General features: G+C 63.6%; 21 protein-coding genes and 1 pseudogene. 7 read left to right on the forward strand and 15 right to left on the reverse strand.

The window, feature by feature from the left end; genetic code table 11:
• Positions 1-92: 92 nt before the first annotated feature.
• Positions 93-500 (reverse strand): hypothetical protein, encoded by a 408-nt coding sequence (locus BC360_RS23525; protein ID WP_065797191.1) that lies wholly within the window; start codon positions 498-500, stop codon positions 93-95.
• Positions 501-724: 224 nt separating this feature from the next.
• Between BC360_RS23525 and BC360_RS23530 the strand changes: the two genes are divergently transcribed.
• Positions 725-1,504, forward strand: coding sequence for a helix-turn-helix domain-containing protein (locus BC360_RS23530; protein WP_065797081.1), 780 nt, complete (start codon positions 725-727; stop codon positions 1,502-1,504).
• A gap of 122 nt (positions 1,505-1,626) precedes the next feature.
• Here the strand turns inward: BC360_RS23530 and BC360_RS23535 are convergent, their stop codons facing one another.
• Positions 1,627-1,854 (reverse strand): hypothetical protein, encoded by a 228-nt coding sequence (locus BC360_RS23535; protein WP_065783159.1) that lies wholly within the window; start codon positions 1,852-1,854, stop codon positions 1,627-1,629.
• A gap of 176 nt (positions 1,855-2,030) precedes the next feature.
• Between BC360_RS23535 and xseA the strand changes: the two genes are divergently transcribed.
• Positions 2,031-3,629: an exodeoxyribonuclease VII large subunit gene (xseA, locus tag BC360_RS23540; RefSeq protein ID WP_065783160.1), complete on the forward strand. Its 1,599-nt coding sequence runs from the start codon at positions 2,031-2,033 to the stop codon at positions 3,627-3,629.
• A 332-nt stretch (positions 3,630-3,961) separates the two neighbouring features.
• Entirely contained in the window at positions 3,962-4,552 is a 591-nt protein-coding gene (locus BC360_RS23545; RefSeq protein WP_065797082.1) for an NAD(P)H-dependent oxidoreductase, read from the forward strand.
• Positions 4,553-4,561: 9 nt separating this feature from the next.
• On the opposite strand, the gene BC360_RS23550 is transcribed toward BC360_RS23545, so the two are convergent.
• Positions 4,562-5,056, reverse strand: a complete 495-nt coding sequence (locus BC360_RS23550) for a MarR family winged helix-turn-helix transcriptional regulator (RefSeq protein WP_065797083.1) — start codon at positions 5,054-5,056, stop codon at positions 4,562-4,564.
• A gap of 98 nt (positions 5,057-5,154) precedes the next feature.
• Here BC360_RS23550 and BC360_RS23555 point away from each other — a divergent pair, with 98 nt between their 5' ends.
• On the forward strand, positions 5,155-6,033 hold the full coding sequence (locus BC360_RS23555) for an EamA family transporter (RefSeq protein WP_065797084.1): 879 nt from the start codon (positions 5,155-5,157) through the stop codon (positions 6,031-6,033).
• 76 nt (positions 6,034-6,109) lie between these two features.
• Here the strand turns inward: BC360_RS23555 and BC360_RS23560 are convergent, their stop codons facing one another.
• From BC360_RS23560 to BC360_RS23575, 4 genes are all read right to left on the reverse strand, one after another.
• Positions 6,110-6,913 (reverse strand): pyrroline-5-carboxylate reductase family protein, encoded by an 804-nt coding sequence (locus BC360_RS23560; RefSeq protein WP_161491390.1) that lies wholly within the window; start codon positions 6,911-6,913, stop codon positions 6,110-6,112.
• The gene (locus BC360_RS23565; protein WP_065797086.1) at positions 6,910-8,163 is read right to left on the reverse strand and encodes an aminopeptidase; all 1,254 of its coding nucleotides are present in this window, start codon (positions 8,161-8,163) and stop codon (positions 6,910-6,912) included. Before BC360_RS23565 ends, BC360_RS23560 begins: the two co-directional genes overlap by 4 nt.
• A gap of 80 nt (positions 8,164-8,243) precedes the next feature.
• Entirely contained in the window at positions 8,244-9,128 is an 885-nt protein-coding gene (locus BC360_RS23570; protein ID WP_065797087.1) for an MBL fold metallo-hydrolase, read from the reverse strand.
• Between the two features lie 77 nt (positions 9,129-9,205).
• Positions 9,206-9,880 carry a glutathione S-transferase family protein gene (locus tag BC360_RS23575; RefSeq protein WP_065797088.1) on the reverse strand — a complete coding sequence of 225 codons (675 nt, stop codon included), beginning with the start codon at positions 9,878-9,880 and terminating at the stop codon, positions 9,206-9,208.
• 85 nt (positions 9,881-9,965) lie between these two features.
• Between BC360_RS23575 and BC360_RS23580 the strand changes: the two genes are divergently transcribed.
• Positions 9,966-10,421: a MarR family winged helix-turn-helix transcriptional regulator gene (locus tag BC360_RS23580; RefSeq protein ID WP_065783327.1), complete on the forward strand. Its 456-nt coding sequence runs from the start codon at positions 9,966-9,968 to the stop codon at positions 10,419-10,421.
• Between the two features lie 108 nt (positions 10,422-10,529).
• On the opposite strand, the gene BC360_RS23585 is transcribed toward BC360_RS23580, so the two are convergent.
• The 5 genes from BC360_RS23585 to tatA form a co-directional block, all read right to left on the reverse strand.
• Entirely contained in the window at positions 10,530-11,114 is a 585-nt protein-coding gene (locus BC360_RS23585) for a dual specificity protein phosphatase family protein (RefSeq protein ID WP_208858213.1), read from the reverse strand.
• 68 nt (positions 11,115-11,182) lie between these two features.
• Positions 11,183-11,656 carry a Cys-tRNA(Pro) deacylase gene (gene ybaK / locus BC360_RS23590; RefSeq protein ID WP_065783168.1) on the reverse strand — a complete coding sequence of 158 codons (474 nt, stop codon included), beginning with the start codon at positions 11,654-11,656 and terminating at the stop codon, positions 11,183-11,185.
• A 16-nt stretch (positions 11,657-11,672) separates the two neighbouring features.
• Entirely contained in the window at positions 11,673-12,032 is a 360-nt protein-coding gene (locus tag BC360_RS23595) for an ArsC family reductase (protein WP_065797089.1), read from the reverse strand.
• Positions 12,033-12,115: 83 nt separating this feature from the next.
• Positions 12,116-12,736, reverse strand: a complete 621-nt coding sequence (locus BC360_RS23600) for a YitT family protein (protein WP_139110170.1) — start codon at positions 12,734-12,736, stop codon at positions 12,116-12,118.
• Positions 12,737-12,766: 30 nt separating this feature from the next.
• On the reverse strand, positions 12,767-13,936 hold the full coding sequence (gene tatA / locus BC360_RS23605; protein ID WP_065797091.1) for a tyrosine aminotransferase: 1,170 nt from the start codon (positions 13,934-13,936) through the stop codon (positions 12,767-12,769).
• 230 nt (positions 13,937-14,166) lie between these two features.
• Here tatA and BC360_RS23610 point away from each other — a divergent pair, with 230 nt between their 5' ends.
• Positions 14,167-14,640, forward strand: a complete 474-nt coding sequence (locus BC360_RS23610; RefSeq protein WP_065783172.1) for an Lrp/AsnC family transcriptional regulator — start codon at positions 14,167-14,169, stop codon at positions 14,638-14,640.
• A 54-nt stretch (positions 14,641-14,694) separates the two neighbouring features.
• On the opposite strand, the gene BC360_RS23615 is transcribed toward BC360_RS23610, so the two are convergent.
• A complete protein-coding gene (locus tag BC360_RS23615) occupies positions 14,695-15,756 on the reverse strand; it encodes a succinylglutamate desuccinylase/aspartoacylase family protein (protein WP_065797092.1) in 1,062 nt (353 codons plus the stop codon).
• A 167-nt stretch (positions 15,757-15,923) separates the two neighbouring features.
• On the opposite strand from BC360_RS23615, the pseudogene BC360_RS32845 reads away from it, so the two are divergent.
• Positions 15,924-16,041: pseudogene (locus BC360_RS32845) on the forward strand (glutathione S-transferase family protein); the annotation flags it as partial.
• Positions 16,042-16,233: 192 nt separating this feature from the next.
• On the opposite strand, the gene BC360_RS23620 reads toward BC360_RS32845, so the two are convergent.
• Positions 16,234-16,809, reverse strand: a complete 576-nt coding sequence (locus BC360_RS23620; RefSeq protein ID WP_065797093.1) for a 2'-5' RNA ligase family protein — start codon at positions 16,807-16,809, stop codon at positions 16,234-16,236.
• 134 nt (positions 16,810-16,943) lie between these two features.
• Positions 16,944-17,357 (reverse strand): GFA family protein, encoded by a 414-nt coding sequence (locus BC360_RS23625; RefSeq protein WP_065783175.1) that lies wholly within the window; start codon positions 17,355-17,357, stop codon positions 16,944-16,946.
• Positions 17,358-17,393: the final 36 nt, after the last annotated feature.

Below are 17,393 nucleotides of genomic sequence, written 5' to 3' on the forward strand. Positions count from 1 at the left end.
GAGTTGTTGGCGACCAGCGTTGCCGCGAGCGGGATTGCGTCAACGGTCTATGCTCGTCGGCGCAAGCCGGTGGGCATTTCGTTTTCGCTGGATCAGGCGATGGCTGCCCGCTCCCTGGCAAAACCTTTCACCTTGAAGAACAGGAAGTCGGCGACGCCGATCATGCCGACGATCACCAGACCTGTGCCGATTGCCGTGAGCGAGCCATAGGCTGTCGCAAGCAGTGCGAGGCTTGCGACCTGCCAGAGGATGTCGCCGGCGATGCTGACGCGGGCGGCTGCCGACACCGGGCCACCATTGCGGGCCGCCGAGAGATGGAAGATCCCCCAGGCGAGAAGTCCGACGCCGAGCAGCTTCATCATCAGCGGTGTGGCAGCGGGGCTTATGAGGGCGGCGAGTGGGGCAGCATCGAGGATGAGGACGGCGCCGACGAAGAGGGAAAATGCGCCGTCGGCGAGGAAGGTCTTGTTGAGCAGGCTGCGGTCGGAAAGGGGCAACATTTTCGGCTCCGTTGGTTTGTCGATGGCCGGATGCTGCCGCCTTGGGATCATGAAGCCAATTACCTCCGGGGTAAGACATGCCTTACCCCCCCGGGGTAAGGGATGCCTTGCCCCGGGGGGTAAGGCATCCATTTACCCCGACATAACGGAAGCCATTATGTCTGAGGTAATGGATTTTATGCCGCGCCTGCATCAATGTGCCGGCACAATGGAGATCAGCATCGATGGAATTCGGCAATCACCTGAAGGAATGGCGCGGGCACCGCCGCATGAGCCAGCTCGACCTGGCGGTCGCTGCCGGCATCTCGACGCGGCATCTCTCCTTTCTCGAGACTGGCCGCTCGAAGCCATCCGAAGGCATGATCCTGCGTCTGGCCTCGGTGCTTGACGTTCCCGCCCGCGACCAGGGCGCCTTGTTTTCGGCCGCCGGATACCGCCCGCGCATGACGACGCGTCCGGCGTCGGGGCTTGATGCCATGCCGCCGGCTGTGGCCAATGCCATCCGGCTCATCCTTGCCCGACACGATCCCTATCCGGGCCTTGTGCTCGATCACGAATACACGCTGCTGATCGTCAATCCCGCGCTGGCGGCGCTGGCCGTTTCGACTGATGTGCCCTTCAACCCCGGTCAGAATTTTCTCGATGCCTTTCTCTCCTCAGGAAATGTCCGCTCCCTCGTTGTCAACTGGGAGGCCGCCGCCGCCGATCTCGTCCAGCGCGTTCGCACCGAAGCCTGGCTGCAGGGGCCAAGGAGCCGCCTTGGCAAGCGGCTGGAGAAACTCGCAGCCGATCCCGCCGTCAAGCGCGCGGTCGAAAATTATCCGGATACCGATCGGCTGCCGGTCTTGCCGGTCGAGCTGCGCGTCGGGTCTGTCAATCTGAGCTTCATCACCACGCTCCAGACCTTCGGCTCGACACAGGACGCTTTGGTGGAGGGCGTGCTGATCGAATCCTTCTTTCCGGCCAATGAGGAAACGAAAGCGTTCTTCGAACGAAAGGGCTGAACGAGCCTACAGCGCCGCGCGTCCTATCAGACGCGCAAAGGTCGCTGCAGTACTTTGAATTGCTCCATGTTTTCATCCTTAAATCGGATAGGATTTAAGGATAGGTGCAGTAGGCCCTGACCCTAGCGGCCGTTTGGCAGGCCGACAGCGATGGCGCCGCAAAGTGCGAGAGCGACACCCATGTTGTAACCACCGATCGCTGCCGCAATCTCCAGCGAATTGTCGGTTCCGGCGATCGAGCCGGACAGCGCGCCCGCTGCCGCCAGCACCACGGCAATGAGCACGCATGCAAGTGCGGAGCGCAGACAGCAGGCGGTGATGCCAAGAACGAAGGCGGCGATGACGATCATGGAATTCCGTTCCGGAAAGGATGCCGACCATCCTGTCGCAACGGCGCTAAATTTCGTTTAACCGGCGCGGCAAACTCTGGCCTTTTGCGTCCTCAGCCGTTCCGGAAGGGCAAAAGGTCTGTTGAGCGTGGCGCCAAAGGCTGGCCTTCGACAGGCGCTGGCGGCAAACTGGAATCATGAGCTCCATCTTCGACAACGATTCTCCGAGCAATCTCACCGAGTATTCGGTGTCCGAGCTTTCCGGTTCGATCAAGCGAACGGTCGAGCAGGCCTTCGATCAGGTCCGCGTGCGCGGCGAGATCTCGGGCTATCGTGGTCCGCACTCCTCCGGGCACGCCTATTTCGCGCTCAAGGACGACCGGGCGCGCATCGATGCGGTGATCTGGAAGGGCACGTTCTCGCGCCTGCGCTTCCGTCCCGAAGAGGGCATGGAAGTGATCGCCACCGGCAAGGTCACGACCTTCCCCGGTTCGTCGAAATACCAGATCGTCATCGAGACGCTGGAGCCGGCCGGTGCCGGCGCACTGATGGCGCTGCTGGAGGAACGCAAGCGCAAGCTTGCGGCCGAGGGACTGTTCGACGCCGGGCGCAAGCGGCCGCTGCCCTATATGCCCAGCGTGATCGGCGTGGTCACTTCGCCGACCGGCGCCGTCATTCGCGATATTCTCCACCGCATCGCCGACCGGTTCCCCGTGCATGTCGTCGTGTGGCCGGTGCGGGTTCAGGGTGAGGGTTCCGGAGACGAGGTGGCGGCGGCCATTCGCGGCTTCAACGAATGTGAACCCGGTGGGCCGATCGCCCGGCCCGACGTGTTGATCGTCGCGCGCGGCGGCGGCAGCCTCGAAGATCTCTGGGGCTTCAACGACGAGGCGGTCGTGCGCGCGGCGGCGGCCTCCGCTATCCCGCTGATTTCGGCTGTCGGTCATGAGACCGACTGGACGCTGATCGACTATGCCGCCGACCAGCGGGCGCCGACCCCGACTGGAGCGGCGGAAATGGCCGTGCCTGTTAAGGCCGATCTGGAAGCGGAAGTGTCGGGCCTTTCGGCGCGACTGAAAGCCGGCATGGCAAGGCAGATGGAAAATCGCCGCCAGGCCGTGCGGTCGCTGGCGCGCGCGCTGCCGTCGCTCGATCAGTTGCTGGCGCTGCCGCGCCGCCGTTTCGACGAGGCTGCCCTCGGTCTCGGCCGCGGCTTGATGATGAACACTGCGAACAAGCGCCGGCTGTTCGAGCGCGCCTCCGCCGAGCTGCGGCCGGATCTGCTCAAGGCAAGGCTCGGCGATCGCCGGCAACGGATAAACGATGCGATGAACCGGGCGGAGCGCGTCATCGAGCGACAGGTTCATCGCGGACAGTCGCGCGTATCGGCGGCGGATGCGTCGCTGCGCGCGCTGCCGTCACGTCTGCTCGCTCAGATCCACCGCTCGACGGATCGTGTTGCCGGTCTCGTCGCGCGCTCCGACGCGGCGATCCGCACGGATATCCGCCGCTTGACCGGTGTCATCGCAGCGCAGGACCGCGTCCTGCAATCGCTCTCCTATCGCAACGTCCTGCAGCGCGGCTTTGTGCTGGTGCGCGACGGGGAGGGCGGGCCCGTTCGCCAGGCCGCTGCCGTTGCGCCCGGCATGGCGTTGTCGCTGGAATTTGCCGACGGCAGCGTTTCGGCGATCGCCGGCGAGGGTGGGGAGCCGCCCGCCCAGGCGGCCGCCAGGAAGAAGCAGCCGAAAACCGGCGGTCCTGGCGGCGACCCGTCGAAGCAGGGGAGCCTGTTCTAGACGGGGTTTGCGACCTTCGATCACCAAAGCCGTTCAATACGAAGGGGGCCAAGCGGTTTCGGCAGTGCCAGTCTTCATTTCGTTGTCATAGAGGCGGCATAACGCCACCGGCAACGGCAATCTGCGGGATGGAAGTCAGACATGGTCGAACGAGCCAAGATTATCTTCATTGATGGCGCCTCCAGCAGTGGAACTCCACTTTTCGCTGCCAAACCTTGGTTTCGGGGCGAGCGCCGCGGCTCCAACGAATGTCATTGTAATGGATTGATTCCTTAGATCATTTTTTCCGTCGATCGATTTTGATTCCAAGTCTTCTGCAGTAGGAACAACGGATGCGTATTCTGCTCGTGCTTGCCCACCCGCTTGAGGACAGCTTTGCCGCCAGCGTCGCCCGCGAAGCGCAGCAGGCGCTTGTTGCCGGCGGCCATTCCGTCGACCTGCTCGATCTCTATCGCGAGGACTTCGATCCGAGATTGAGCAAGGCGGAGCGCGGCAGTTATTTTACCGACAGCTACGATGTCGCCTCAACGGCCGGGTTGATCGCTCGGCTGCAGGCGGCGGACGGGATCGTCCTGGTCTTTCCGCAATGGTGGTTCAATTTCCCGGCGATCCTCAAGGGCTTCTTCGATCGGGTCTTCGTGCCGGGCGTCGCCTTCGACAACGATCCGGCCGGTGGCCGGATCATCCCGCGGCTGAAGAACATCAGGCTCTTCTGGGCGCTGACGACAACGGGATCGCCGTGGTGGGTGGTCCATCTCTATATGGGCAACCCGGTGCGGCGACTGTTGAAGCGCGGCATCGCCGCCTTTTGCGCTAGAGACCTCGATTTCCGCATGCTCAGCCTGCACGATATGGACCGGGCCACCGACGGGAAGCGCAAGCGTCACCTGGCGCGCGTGCGGCAGCTGGTCGCGCGCATCTGAACGGTGGGCCTATTCATAGGCCTTCAGCAGCTTTCGCAGCAGCGCATCGAGCGCTTCGCGCTCGTCGGCCGCAAGGCTTGCAACGACGCGGTGCTGGTTGGCGACATGGGCCGTCGCAGCCTCATCCACGCGTTTCAAACCTTCCGGCGTCAGCGCTATGATCACGCCGCGGCGGTCGTCCGGGTTGTCGAGGCGCTGGACGAGCCCCTGCTTTTCCAGCTGGTCGATGCGGTTCGTCATCGTCCCGGAGCTGACCATGGTGGTCGCCAGCAGGTCGCCGGGCGAGAGCTGAAAGGGCGGTCCGGAGCGCCGCAGGGCCGCAAGCACGTCGAAGCTGGCCGACGTCAATCCGCGTTCGGCGAAGGTCTTTTCGATCTCGCGCCCGATATGGTTGCGCAGCCGCGTGAACCGGCCGAGAAGACCCATGGCCGAGACATCCAGGTCCGGCCTTTCGCGCTGCCACTGCGCCAGAATCCTGTCGACGTGATCCATCCCAACCTCCATCCGTTCGTTCGAAATCCCTAGGGCTACGATATCTTGACGTCAAGATAATATCGGCTATAACGGAGATATCTTGATGTAGAGATACTTGAGGAAGAGACATGATCGCCAACCGCAACGCCGACCTTGCCCTGACCGCGCTGGCGCCTGCCATCTGGGGCAGCACCTATCTGGTCACGACCGAACTGTTGCCTCCGGGCTATCCCTTGACGGTCGCCATGTTGCGCGCCCTGCCGGCGGGGCTCCTGCTCCTCCTCATCGTCCGCCGGCTGCCTTCAGGCATCTGGTGGCCGCGCACGATCCTGCTCGGCGCGCTCAATTTCTCGTTCTTCTGGGCGATGCTGTTCGTATCCGCCTACCGGTTGCCCGGAGGTGTCGCCGCCACCGTCGGCGCGATCCAGCCGCTGATCGTCATCCTGTTGTCGCGCGTCTTTCTCGGCTCGCCGATCCGCGCGCTCAGCATCGTCGCCGGCGTCGCCGGCATCGTGGGCGTCGGCCTGCTCGTGCTGACGCCGGGTGCAACGCTCGATCCGCTCGGCGTCGTCGCCGGTCTTGCCGGTGCCGTTTCCATGGCCTTCGGCACGGTTCTGAGCCGTCATTGGGCGCCGCCGGTGCCGCCATTGACCTTCACCGCCTGGCAGCTCGCCGCCGGCGGGTTGCTGCTGGTGCCCGTGGCTCTGTTCTTCGAGCCGGCCTTGACGACCCTGACGGCGGCGAACGTCGCGGGCTTCGCCTATCTCGGTCTGATCGGCGCCGCCTTCACCTATCTGCTGTGGTTCCGGGGTCTGTCGCGTCTCGAGCCCTCGGCCGTGGCGCCGCTCGGCTTCCTGAGCCCGGTCGTCGCGATCCTGCTCGGCTGGGGTGTGCTCGATGAGCGCCTGACACCGGTCCAGGCCATGGGCATTCTCGTCGTGCTCGTCAGCGTCTGGCTGAGTCAGCGGGCGCAATTGGCGCCCCGGGTTCGGCCGGCCCGTGCGTAAACGGTGAGCCTGCAGTTCGCTCCACCTGTCCAGGCAAGCGCTGAGGTTGGGCAAGGCAGGCGACCTGCGGAAAGACCTACCCGAGGTCTCGGTCGCCGGGACCAGCCGCCGCCCTTGCCGCGGCGGCCGCCAAACCCCGGGCGATCGGCGTGCGGATATCGGCCGCAGCCATTGCCTTGAGCCCGGATGCGGTCGTGCCGGCGTAGTCTAGAAAGGTTTGCACGATTTCGGCGGGCGTCTGCCCGCTCTCGAAGAGCAAGCTGCTGCCGCCGAGGAAGAGTTGGCGGACGGCGCGCTCGGCGATGCCTCGCTCGATGCCTTTCGTCACGGCATCGCAGATCATTGCATCGGCAAAGGCGGCAAGAAAGGCGGGGCCGGAGCCGGTCAGCCCCGTGAAATAGTCGAGCTCCGCTTCCGTCGCGATCCTTTGCGCCTTGCCGGACGCTTGGAAAAGTCGTTCGGCGAAAGCGCAGTCCGCATCCGTGGCATCGGGGCTCGCAAGCCATGGCGTGAAGGACAGCCGCCTTTCGGCGGCAGCGTTCGGCATCGCCCTGATGATGCGACGGGCGTTGAAGCGGTCGGCAAGGTCGGCAAGCGAAACCATCGCCATCACCGAAATGACCAGCTTGCCCGAGAGATCGAGCGCGATGGCGTCGAGATCCTGGGGGCGCACGGACAGCATCACCACATCCGCATCGGCCGCGAGCGCTGTGTTGCTTTTCGTCTGGCGGACACGCGGCCAGGGCTCGAAGCCCGGCACAGCGCCGCTGCGCGAGGAGACGGTCACCGCCTCCTCGGCGATCACGCCATCGGCAAGCGCCGGCAGCAGCAGGGCCTTGCCCAGCCAGCCGCCGCCACCGATGACACCAAGCTGCGTCAAGCCCACTCGCCCTGACGCATGACCGGCACGCGGCTGCCGTCGGCGCGCAGGCCGTCGATATCGACCTGGCCAGAGCCGATCATCCAGTCGATGTGGATCAGGCTGGAATTGCCGCCTTGGGCGCGGATCTGTTCCGGCGTCAGGCTGGTGTCGTCGACGAAGCAGCCCGAGTAGCACTGGCCGAGCGCGATGTGGCACGAGGCGTTTTCGTCGAACAGGGTGTTGTAGAACAGGATGCCGCTCGCCGAGATCGGCGAGGAATGCGGCACAAGCGCCACTTCGCCGAGCCGTCGCGCGCCTTCGTCGGTGTCGAGCACCTTGTTCAGCACTTCCTCGCCGCGCGATGCCTTCGCCTCGACGATACGCCCACCTTCGAACCGCACCTGGATGTTGTCGATCAGCGTACCCTGATGCGACAGCGGCTTGGTGCTGGAGACGTATCCCTCGACGCGCAGTGCATGTGGGGTGGTGAAGACCTCTTCGGTCGGGATGTTGGGATTGCAGATGATGCCGTTTTTCGCTTCCGACGCGCCGCCGCACCAGAGATGTCCGTCGGCCAGCCCAACGACGAGGTCGGTGCCGGGGCCGGTGAAATGCAGCGAGGCGAAACGTTCGCCGTTGAGCCACGCGGAGCGTCGCGCCAGGTTGGCATTGTGCGCGTTCCACGCGGCGACGGGATCGTCGAGATCGACGCGCGACGCTGCAAAGATGGCGTTGGCCAGCTTTTCCACAGCGATCGGCTCGGGATCGTTCGGGAACACCAGCCGCGCCCAGGAGGGGTTGGGATAGGAGACGATGTTCCAGTTGATGTCGAAGTTCGAGATCTTTTCGAGCGCCGGCTTGTAGGCGATGGAATTGGCCTTGTTGGCTCGCGCGACCTTGCTCGGGTCCTGGGCGGACAGCATCATCGGGTTGTCGCCGGAGATGGCGAGACGAGCAGCGCCGCCGGCAAAGGCCTTGGCCATGCCTTCGTAGAGCCAGTCGCTGGCTCGATCGAAGCTCTCGTCGGGGGCATAGGCATAACGCGCAAGCGTCGTTTCCTCGTCGGAATAGAAGGTCGTCACCAGACCCGCGCCGGCCTTATAGGCATGCTTGGTGATATCGCGCACGAGCGGCATGGCGGCGATCGGCGCCGTCATCACCAGGTCCTGGCCCTTCTGCAACTGCAGGCCGACCTTGATGGCGACTTCCGCGAGCTTGTCGAGTTTGACCGGGTCGATCGGGGTGGGGGTGTTGGCGGGATATGTCATGATCTGCCTGTCTTTATGAATTCGATGTGAGAAGGTTTAATGCTGTTTGCGGCGAAAATGAAGGCTGGTGATGGCAAAGGTCAGATGCGTCTGGCTGCCGCGCGCATTCTGCCGACATTGCTGTCGTGGACCTCTTCATAGGGTTCGAAATAAAGGATCGAGCCGGCGGCGATCTCATCGGCGGCGAAGTCCTTGAGCGACCCGATCGGCGTTCCGCCTGCGGCCGCGTCCATCAAACGTTCGAGATAGCGTCGGTTCGCGTCGATCAAAGCCCTGTCATAGCCGCCACCGGCAATGCGATCGCGATCGCCATGGCTTGGCAGGATGCGGGCGATCGGCCAGTCGCGCAGGCGCTTCAGTTCGGCGATATGCGTGGCGACCTGTTCGGCTTCGGCGATAAAGGTGGCGCAGTCTTCCACCGTGTCCCCGGCCAGCAGCAGCTGTTCTTCAGGCAGCCAGAGGACATTGCCATCGGCGCTGTGAATGACGAAATGATGCAGTTCCACCTTCCGCTGCCCGACCTTCAGGTCAAGCCGGCCCTCAAACAGGCGGTTGGGCATGACGAGGGGATGGATCGGCGGCGTCGCCGTTTCAATCTTTTCGCGGTTTTCCGCCAGCCGTGCTGCCGTCAACGCCAATGCGATGATCTCGCAATCGGCAAAAGCGGCGTTTCCGGCCACGTGGTCCTTGTGCCAATGGCTGAGCACGACCCGGATCGAGGTCACGCCGAGGCCTTCGAGGTGGCCCCGAATGGCCTCGGCGTGAGGCACGGAGATGTGGGTGTCGTAGACGAGCGCCTCGCCGCCATCGACGATGGCATAGGAAGCGACGCCGAGTACATAGGCACCGTCGTCAAGCCAGTTTGGCCCTTCGGAGTGCAGCCGGGTCCCGGCAATCCGCCCGTCGTAATAGGCGAAGATGCCGGGATAGGGCTGCAATATCGTCAGGCTCGACGTCTCTGGCATGGCGCGCTTGCTCCTCCCGCAGGTTCGCCACCGTCATAGGACGGCGCGTGCCGAAAAAGAAGGGCCGGCACGATGCTCTATTGCGCGCGCAGCAGATAGGCGTCGTGCTGCTTCAGGAAAGTCATCAGGCGCTCGCCGTAATCAGCGGCCACCGCTTTCCTGACGCTCGGCCGTTCCGCCAGCGCCTGCCGCCAGGCGGAAACGCGGTCAAGGCCGTTGAAGATCCCGTGGTCGACCAGCGTGTCGAAGAGGTCGAAATAGCGGAAGATCGGCGCAAAGACGGCGTCGACCAGAGAGAAGTCCGTTCCAGCGAAATACGGGCCATCGCCGAGCGCGGTTTCGACCGTTGCGAATTTTGCGGCGACCGCCTGGCGCTTCTGCTCGAAGGTTTCGGCATCCCCGGTGGTCTCAAAACCCCAGAGGTCCGAGAGGATTGATGAGCCGTATTCCATCCAGCCGCGGTGGCGCGCCCGTTCCAGGGCATCGGTCGGATGCAGCCTGACACCGGCCTGCGTCTCTTCGAGGTACTCGCAGATCACCGAGCTTTCGAACAGGACAGCCTCGCCCGTCTCGTGCGGGATCTGCAGCAACGGCACCTTGCCGAGCGGCGAGATTTTCAGGAACCAGTCCGGCTTGGCGGCCAGATCGATGTTGACGCGGTCGAAGGCGGCGCCTTTTTCGGCAAGCGCGATCGCGGCCCGCTGCACATAGGGGCAGAGATGATGGCTGATCAAGGTGAGGGTATTGCTCATGGGCGATCTCCTGGGTTGGCTGAAGTATATGCATTTGCATGTATGTGCGCTTGCCAATAGTTTCAAGATCGATGTAATTGCATCTATGAGCGATGTTCCAAAAAACACAGCGCCGCGGCCGACACCGGCCGTCACGCAGGCCTGGGTCGGCCTCATGCGCGCGCAGCGGCGCGTGCTTTGGGCGATCGAAGTCGACTTCAAGAGGGCCGACCTGCCGCCGCTCGGCTGGTATGACGTGCTCTGGGAACTGGTGCAGGCGGAAGGCGGCAAGCTGCGCCCCTTCGAGATCGAGTCCCGCACCTTGCTTGCCCAATACAATCTCTCGCGGTTGATTGATCGCCTGGAGCGGGAAGGGCTTGTCCGTCGCGAGGCTTTCGATGCCGATGGGCGCGGACACTGGGTGGTCGTCACCGACGAGGGGCGCGCGATGCGCGCGCGCATGTGGCAGATCTACTCCGGCTCGATAGAAGCCCATGTCGGCGCGAAACTGAGTGCGGACGAAGCGCTGCAACTGGCGAGCCTACTCACCAAACTCCGGTAGAACTCTAAGGCATGTCGCGCAAAAGTGTGCAGCGGTTTTGCGATAACGACATGCGCAAAAACAAGAGCTTAAAGCGCAGTAGGCGAGTCTGAAGGATCGCTACGCGCTTTAACTGTCGAGGCCGAAGGATTTCTCCAGCGCCTCCCAGGTTTCATCCATGGCGAAGGTCGAGGAGAGATAGGGCAGCGCCACATGGCCGTAGATCGGCGATAGCTGCCATTCGGCCGTTTCTTCATCCACACCGGCGATCTGCTGCAGGTAGATCGTCGAGACCAGGCCCGTCCGGTCCGCACCGGCCTTGCAATGGATCAGGAGCGGTTTCGGCGCATCGCGCAGGATCGCCATCAGCGTCTCTGTCTCGGCAAGGCTGATGGCGGACGACGACGACATCGGGAAATTGATGAGGCGGATGCCGTTGCGCTCGGCGGCCGCCGCTTCGTCGCGGTACCAGCGTGCATTGCTTTCGCCGCGCAGGTTGAGAATGGTGCGGATGCCGTAGCTCTTGGAATAGGCGGCAATCGAACTCGAACTCGGCTGGGCCGACCGGTAGACTTCGCCGGCAACGAGCGTATGGAAGTTGCCCGTCCATTGCAGCGCGACCAGATAAAGCACGGTGGCTGTCGCGACGACCGCGATCGCAATGGTGAGGCGGCGGGCGAAACGCTTTGGGCGCAGGATCAATCCGGACAGCATGGACGGGCTTTCAAGGACTTCGAGGATCTGAGGTCTAGCCGGCGTCCATGATGTTTTGATGGCGAGCGTCAGGCGATCAGCGACGCCGCCACGGCCTTCAGCGCGGCCCTTGCGTCGCCGGGCGCAAGCCGCACCTGAAGGCCGCGCTGACCGCCGTTGATGTAGACCCGCGTTTCAGAAAGGGCAGCCTCTTCGATCGCGGTCGGCACCAGCTTCTTCTGTCCGAACGGACTGATGCCGCCGACATGATACCCGGTCAGACGTTCGGCATCGGCCGGCTTCATCATCGCTGCCGACTTGCCGCCGAAGGCTGCGGCCAGCTTCTTCATGCTGACTTCGCGATCGGACGGCACGACACAGCAGACCGGCTTGCCGTCGACCTCGGCCATCAGCGTCTTCAACACCCGGCTCGGATCCTCGCCGAGCGCTTCCGCCGCCTGCAGGCCGACGCGTTCGGCGTTCGGGTCGTAGTCGTAGGTGTGGACGGTGAAGGCAACGCCGGCCTTGGCAAGCGTCTGCGTCGCGCGGGTGGTCTTGGACATCGTGCCTCTCCAGGCGTCAGGCGTTCGCCCTGTCGAGCAGGGTTTCGTAGAGCTCCGGCTTGAAGCCGATCAGCAGATTGCCGTTGGCTTCGAGCACCGGGCGCTTGATCATCGACGGTTGCGCCAGCATCAGCGCGATTGCCCTGTCGGCATCGAGGTTCTGTTTGTCGGCATCGGCCAGGTTGCGGAAAGTGGTGCCGGCGCGGTTGAGCACGATCTCCCAGCCTGCCTCCGTGCACCAGCGCTCGAGACGGGCGCGATCGATCCCTTCGGCCTTGTAATCGTGGAAGCGATAGGCAATGCCCTGGCCGTCGAGCCAGGTGCGCGCCTTTTTCATCGTGTCGCAGTTCTTGATGCCGTAGATCGTGACCGTCATTCCCATGCCTTTCCTGCCTTGCGGCAAATCCGTGCCGGGAGTGATAGCCTCCCTCTCGGACAGAGGGAAGAGCTTGTGGTGTCTCAGGTCACGCCGGCGTAGCGGCCCGGCTTGTGGTTGATGGCGAGCGTCATGTTGACGACGGCCGCACCCACCACCGACAGAACCAGGTTGGCCGGCGGCAGCACGAAGAAGGCCGCGGCAAGGATTGCAAGGTCCACGGCAAGCTGGAAATAGCCGGCGCGGATGCCGAACTGCTCCTGCAGATAGATCGCCAGAATATTGATGCCACCGAGCCCGGTGCGATGGCGAAAGAGGATCAGCAGGCCGGTGCCCATCAGCCCGCCGCCGACAATGGTAGCATAGATCGGATCCAGCCTGGCGAACTCCACCCAACCCGCCGTCAACTTCGAAAACAGCGCCACGAGGGTGACGGCAAGGAATGTGCGCAGCGCAAACATCCAGCCGAGCCGTTTGATCGCCAGGATGTAGAACGGCAGATTGATGAGCGAGAACACCAGCCAGAACTGCGCGCCGGTCGCATATTGCAAGAGAAGCGCGAGGCCCGAGGTACTGCCCGTCAGCAGCATCGCCTTGCTGTAGATGATGACGCCGAGCGACATGATCAGTGTGCCCGTCAGGATCGCCAGCGCATCCTCGTAGAGGCGGTGGCGCTCGGCGGGCACCTCGTTTGCATCGATCATTCGCTCGGCCTTCATCGTCTTCGTCAGTCCTTAGAGGTTCTTGAACTTGCCGATGACGTCATCGACTTCGGCCGTCTTCAGCCCGGCAATGTTGATGCGACCGGAGCCCGGCATGTAGATGCCGTGCTCGTTCCTGAGCCGCATGACATCCGCTTCCATAAGCGGCAGCAGCGAGAACATGCCCTCCTGGCCGGCAATGGCGCCGAGCGCCTGCCAGCGGTCGCGCAGGCCTTCGGCAAGCGACCGGCGAATGCCTGTAATGCGCTGGCGCATGGTTTCGAGCTCTTCTCTCCAGTCGCGCGCGAGGTCAGCGTCCGACAGGATGGTGCGCACGATGGCAGCACCATGATCCGGCGGCATCGAGTAGCTGGTGCGGGCCAGACCGGCGAGGTTGGAGCGAACCGTGTCGGCCGACGAAGGCGAGGTGGTCACGGCAAAGATGGCGCCGGTGCGCTCGCGGTAGAGCCCGAACGACTTCGAGCAGGAGACGGCGATAAGGGTTTCCGGCACGATGCCGATGAGGTGGCGAAGGCCGACAACGTCCTCGTTCAGTCCGCGGCCGAAGCCCTGATAGGCAAGGTCGATCAGCGGCAGCAGGCCGCGCTCGGCGGCAACCGCCGCGATCTCCAGCCACTGCGCCTCGGTGATCACGCCGCCCGTCGGATTGTGGCAGCCGGCATGCAGCAGCACGGCGTCGCCGGCCGAGGCACCCTCGAGCGCGCTCATCAGATTGTCGAAGAGCACGGTCTGGGACGGCACGTCGAAGAACGGATAGCCGGCTGTCTCGAGGCCTGCTGCCTTGAAGATGCTGGCATGGTTCGGCCAGCTCGGCAGGCCGATCCAGATGCGCTTGCCGCCCATTTGGCGGATGAGGTCGGCCGCAAGCCGGAGCGCGCCGGAGCCGCCCGGCGTCTGCACGCCGGCAAGATGGCTTCGGTTGACCGTGTCGCCGCCGACCAGCGTCCAGAGATGATCGACGAAGACGAGATCGCCTTCGGGACCGACATAGGCCTTGCTGTCCTGCGTTTCGAGAAGCCGCTTTTCCGCTTCCTTGACCGCGCGGAAGATCGGCGTGTGGCCGGTTTCGTCGCGATAGACGCCGACGCCGAGATCGACCTTTCCGGGGCGCTCATCCCTGCGATAGAGCCCGATCAGGGCCAGCAACGGATCGTCGGGTTGGCGGGTCAGAGCGTCGAACATGCCGGAATTCCCCCTTGGCAGTGACAGAATAGCGATGAGCGGTCGAGAAGGTCGTGCGGGTAGCCGCACTCCGGCTGCTCGACAGACTTCTTCATTAAGGCAATGATCGCGCAAAATCGACGCCGGATTTGCCGCAGGGACAATATTCGCCTAGATCGAATTGCGTAGATCGGCGCATTTCTTTTGCTGATTTGCGCAGACCCTGGAAAATGTGAGGAAAGGGCTGGCCGATGGCGGAGCGTGGTACGACCGAACTCGACGCGATCGACAGGCGGATCATCCGGTTGCTTGTCGAGGATGCGTCGCGAAGCAACAACGAGCTTGCGGCGCGCGTCGGCCTATCGCCGGCACCGCTTTCGCGCCGGTTGGCGCGGCTTTATTCGGCAGGTGTTATCCGGCAAACGGTCGTCGTCGACCCCAAGGCGGCAGGGGTGGGCTTTCAGGCTTTTCTGGAAGTGACGCTGGAGCGAACCGCAAGCAAGGTCGGGCAACGCTTTATCGAATTGGTGTCGCGCATGCCCGAAGTGGTGGAGTGCCACACGGTTGCCGGCGATTTCGACTTCCTGCTGAAGATCGCCGTGCGCGATGTCGCCGACTACAAGCGGCTGCTGTGGAGCGAGTTCGAGCAGATCGGCGAGATCAAGACGCTGCGCTCGACCATCCTTCTCGACAGTCCGAAGATGACCGCCACGATGGCGCCGTGAACACCGGAACGCCCTGCGGGCGTTCCGGATAAAAGCCACGGTGCGGCGTTTCCTTTAAGCTTCCAGCGGCCCCGGCTTGCGTGCGGCGCTGGAGGCGGTTGCGCAGGCAATCTTCATCAGGTCCGAGCGCCGACGGGCGAGCCTTGTCGATACCCGGGTAACGATCAACCCGTCCTGCGGGGCGCGGACTTCGATGGCGCCGTCCGGCCGGCCGGGACGATTAAGGATCGTCACGAGCAGATCGCCGGCCTTCACCTTGTCGCCAATGTCGCGGTGGAAGAGAATGGCGCCGGATTCCGGGGCGCGGATCATTTCGATGTTGTCGAGCGGTGCGATGATGCCACTGAACGCGGGAAGTGCTGCCCTGTCGCCGGCGACAACGCCGCGCGCAACGAGGAAGCGCAAGACGCCCTCGGCGTCCTTGCGTGCCATCTCAGGATAGACGTCGCGTGTGCCGCGAAGCTCGACCGTGACGGAAAGCCGCCCGGGCAGGCTCGTCTTCTTCTGACCCGCCGTCTCATATTTCCAGGCGTAGGCGACAGCCTCTTCGAAGGCGGAGCTTTCGCCATCGGAAAGAAACACCGCTTCCATGTCGAGCGCCGTGGCGAGGTCGGCGGCTTCCGGCCAGAAGGCGTCATCGATATAGGCATATTGCAGCGCTTCGTCGTCGCAGTGCAGGTCGAGCATCAGCTCGGCGCCGAGCGCCATGTGCAGCAATTGCCGTTTCAGGCGATCCGTCGCCGAGTGGCGCTCGAGATCGCTCAGAAGGCTGTCGCGCTCGCCGAGCGCGATCAGCGGGAAATCACGGTTGAAATTGGTGCGCGAACCGAGATCGAACCGGCCCTGCAACTCGCCGAAATGCGATTGCGCGGTACCGATCGGATTGGCCTGCGGCACGACGGTGATGTCGCCGAGAATGGCGCCGTTCTTCTCTGCCTCGGCAAGCATCTGCAGGAGGAAATGAGCGAGTGCCGTCCCCGGCAGTTCGTTGGCGTGCAGCGCCGCTTGAATATAGGTTTTCGGCGCGTCGGGGTTCTTGCCCTTGAAACGGAAGACCGGCAGGCGCCATTCGATGCCTGCGGTGTCGCCGGCGATGATGATTTCCGAGATGTCCATGGTCTCCCCCGCTTGTCTCGTTTCGTAGGCTTATCGGCATTCCCGATATGCTCTGCAAGTGGCTAGAAACGGGGGGCGCAGACCTTGGCGGCGGCGGAGCAAGGCTTTGACTTTTACCGTGCGGTCGGTGTCTTCTGGTGGCGCTCGCACCAGACGGGAACCCGCACATGATCGTGATCGGCCAATAGGATTCCCCCCTTTGTCCGCCGTGTCGGCATCGCGCTGACCCTCTACGACGTGGATTTCGAGCACCGCCCCTGGTCCTCCTTCGGCGATGCGGACAGAGCGAGCGCCGGGACGGCGAAGGCGATTGTTGCGCCGGTGATGAGGAAACGAAGCATTGGTCTCTCCTGTTTGTCGGCGTGTGCCGAAAGGTGTTTCGATGGAGAGAAGATGACAGTCGCCTGCTGTTCGCACTAGCCGCCGGAAGGCGGACTTACGGTTCGGCAATTCCGAACACGTCTCAACCGTACTGGTTCATGTCCGCCTCGAAAGCGGCCAGCGTCGGAGAACCTTGGTTTCGCTGAGGCCCTTGCGGGTGTGGACCAGTGCAAAGTCGAGCGCCGTCCAGGTGATGGGCGTTCCCAAGTCGGTGTAGGGCGCGAAGCGATCGCCGTAATAGAGCGTCATATGCGGGACGACCTCGCCTCCCGGAGCCTTGCCATCGGAAAGCTGGTTCACCAGCTCATCGAGCAGCTGGCTTCCGCTTCCGCACGTCAATATCCTTGGGTATCGGCGACCCTGGTCGATACTGACGAGCCGATCGAACCGGATGTCGAAAGATGCCGCATCGACACGTGCGCCGAGGCGCGTGGCGTAGTGGACGGCCTCATTCGGCAATCCGAGCCCTTTCCAGACCCGGTGGAGCGAGACGTGCAGCCGGTCGGGATCGTAGATCTCGCCCGCAGCCCCGTGCCTCTCCTGATCGTCTCGCGCCAAGTGCAAAGCCGTGTCGGCGGCGGCAGCGCCAGGGAGTATGGCGAAATAAAGCAGGTCGAGGGACCGTCGTGGTGACGGCGGCCCCAGGTCCAGGGAAAACTGGTCGATCGGCATGCGACCCTCCATCAACGGCAAGTCGATTGGTCATGTCCCGTCGTTTCTTTTGGTCGGTCGCTAGCAGATGGGGATGGAGGCGGGGCATGCCAAGGCACGCCCGCGAAAACTTCGATACCCTTTTCCCCGGCACACTACATCGGCGGCATCTTCTCGAATTTCGGCAGCGCCGGGTCAAGTTGATCCCAGGCGTAGCCGCGGCTGCTGTAAAACACCACCTGCGGCTTGTACCGGGCAGGATCGTCGAGGCTCGCCGCGCGGATGACGAAGAACTCGGGCTTTGCCGCCAGGGTCATGTAAACAGGCGAGCCGCAGGTGGGGCAGAAGGCCCTGGTCTTCACATTGCCGCTGTCGGCGACCATGTCCCACTGTGCCGCTTCGCCTTCAAGTTTCACCCCTTCGCGGCGAAAGGTCAGGTGCGAGCCATGGCCGGTGCCGCTCTCGCGCTGGCAGTCGCGGCATTGGCAGTCGCTGGAGACGACGGGTTCGCCGGAGATTTCATAGCGGATCGCGCCGCAGGCGCATCCACCGGTGTAGGGTTTGCTCATGTCATTGCTCCTTGCGCTCTGGGGTCGGGAATGCGC

Source organism: Ensifer sp. LC163 (genome assembly GCF_001695855.1).
GTDB lineage: Bacteria > Pseudomonadota > Alphaproteobacteria > Rhizobiales > Rhizobiaceae > Ensifer.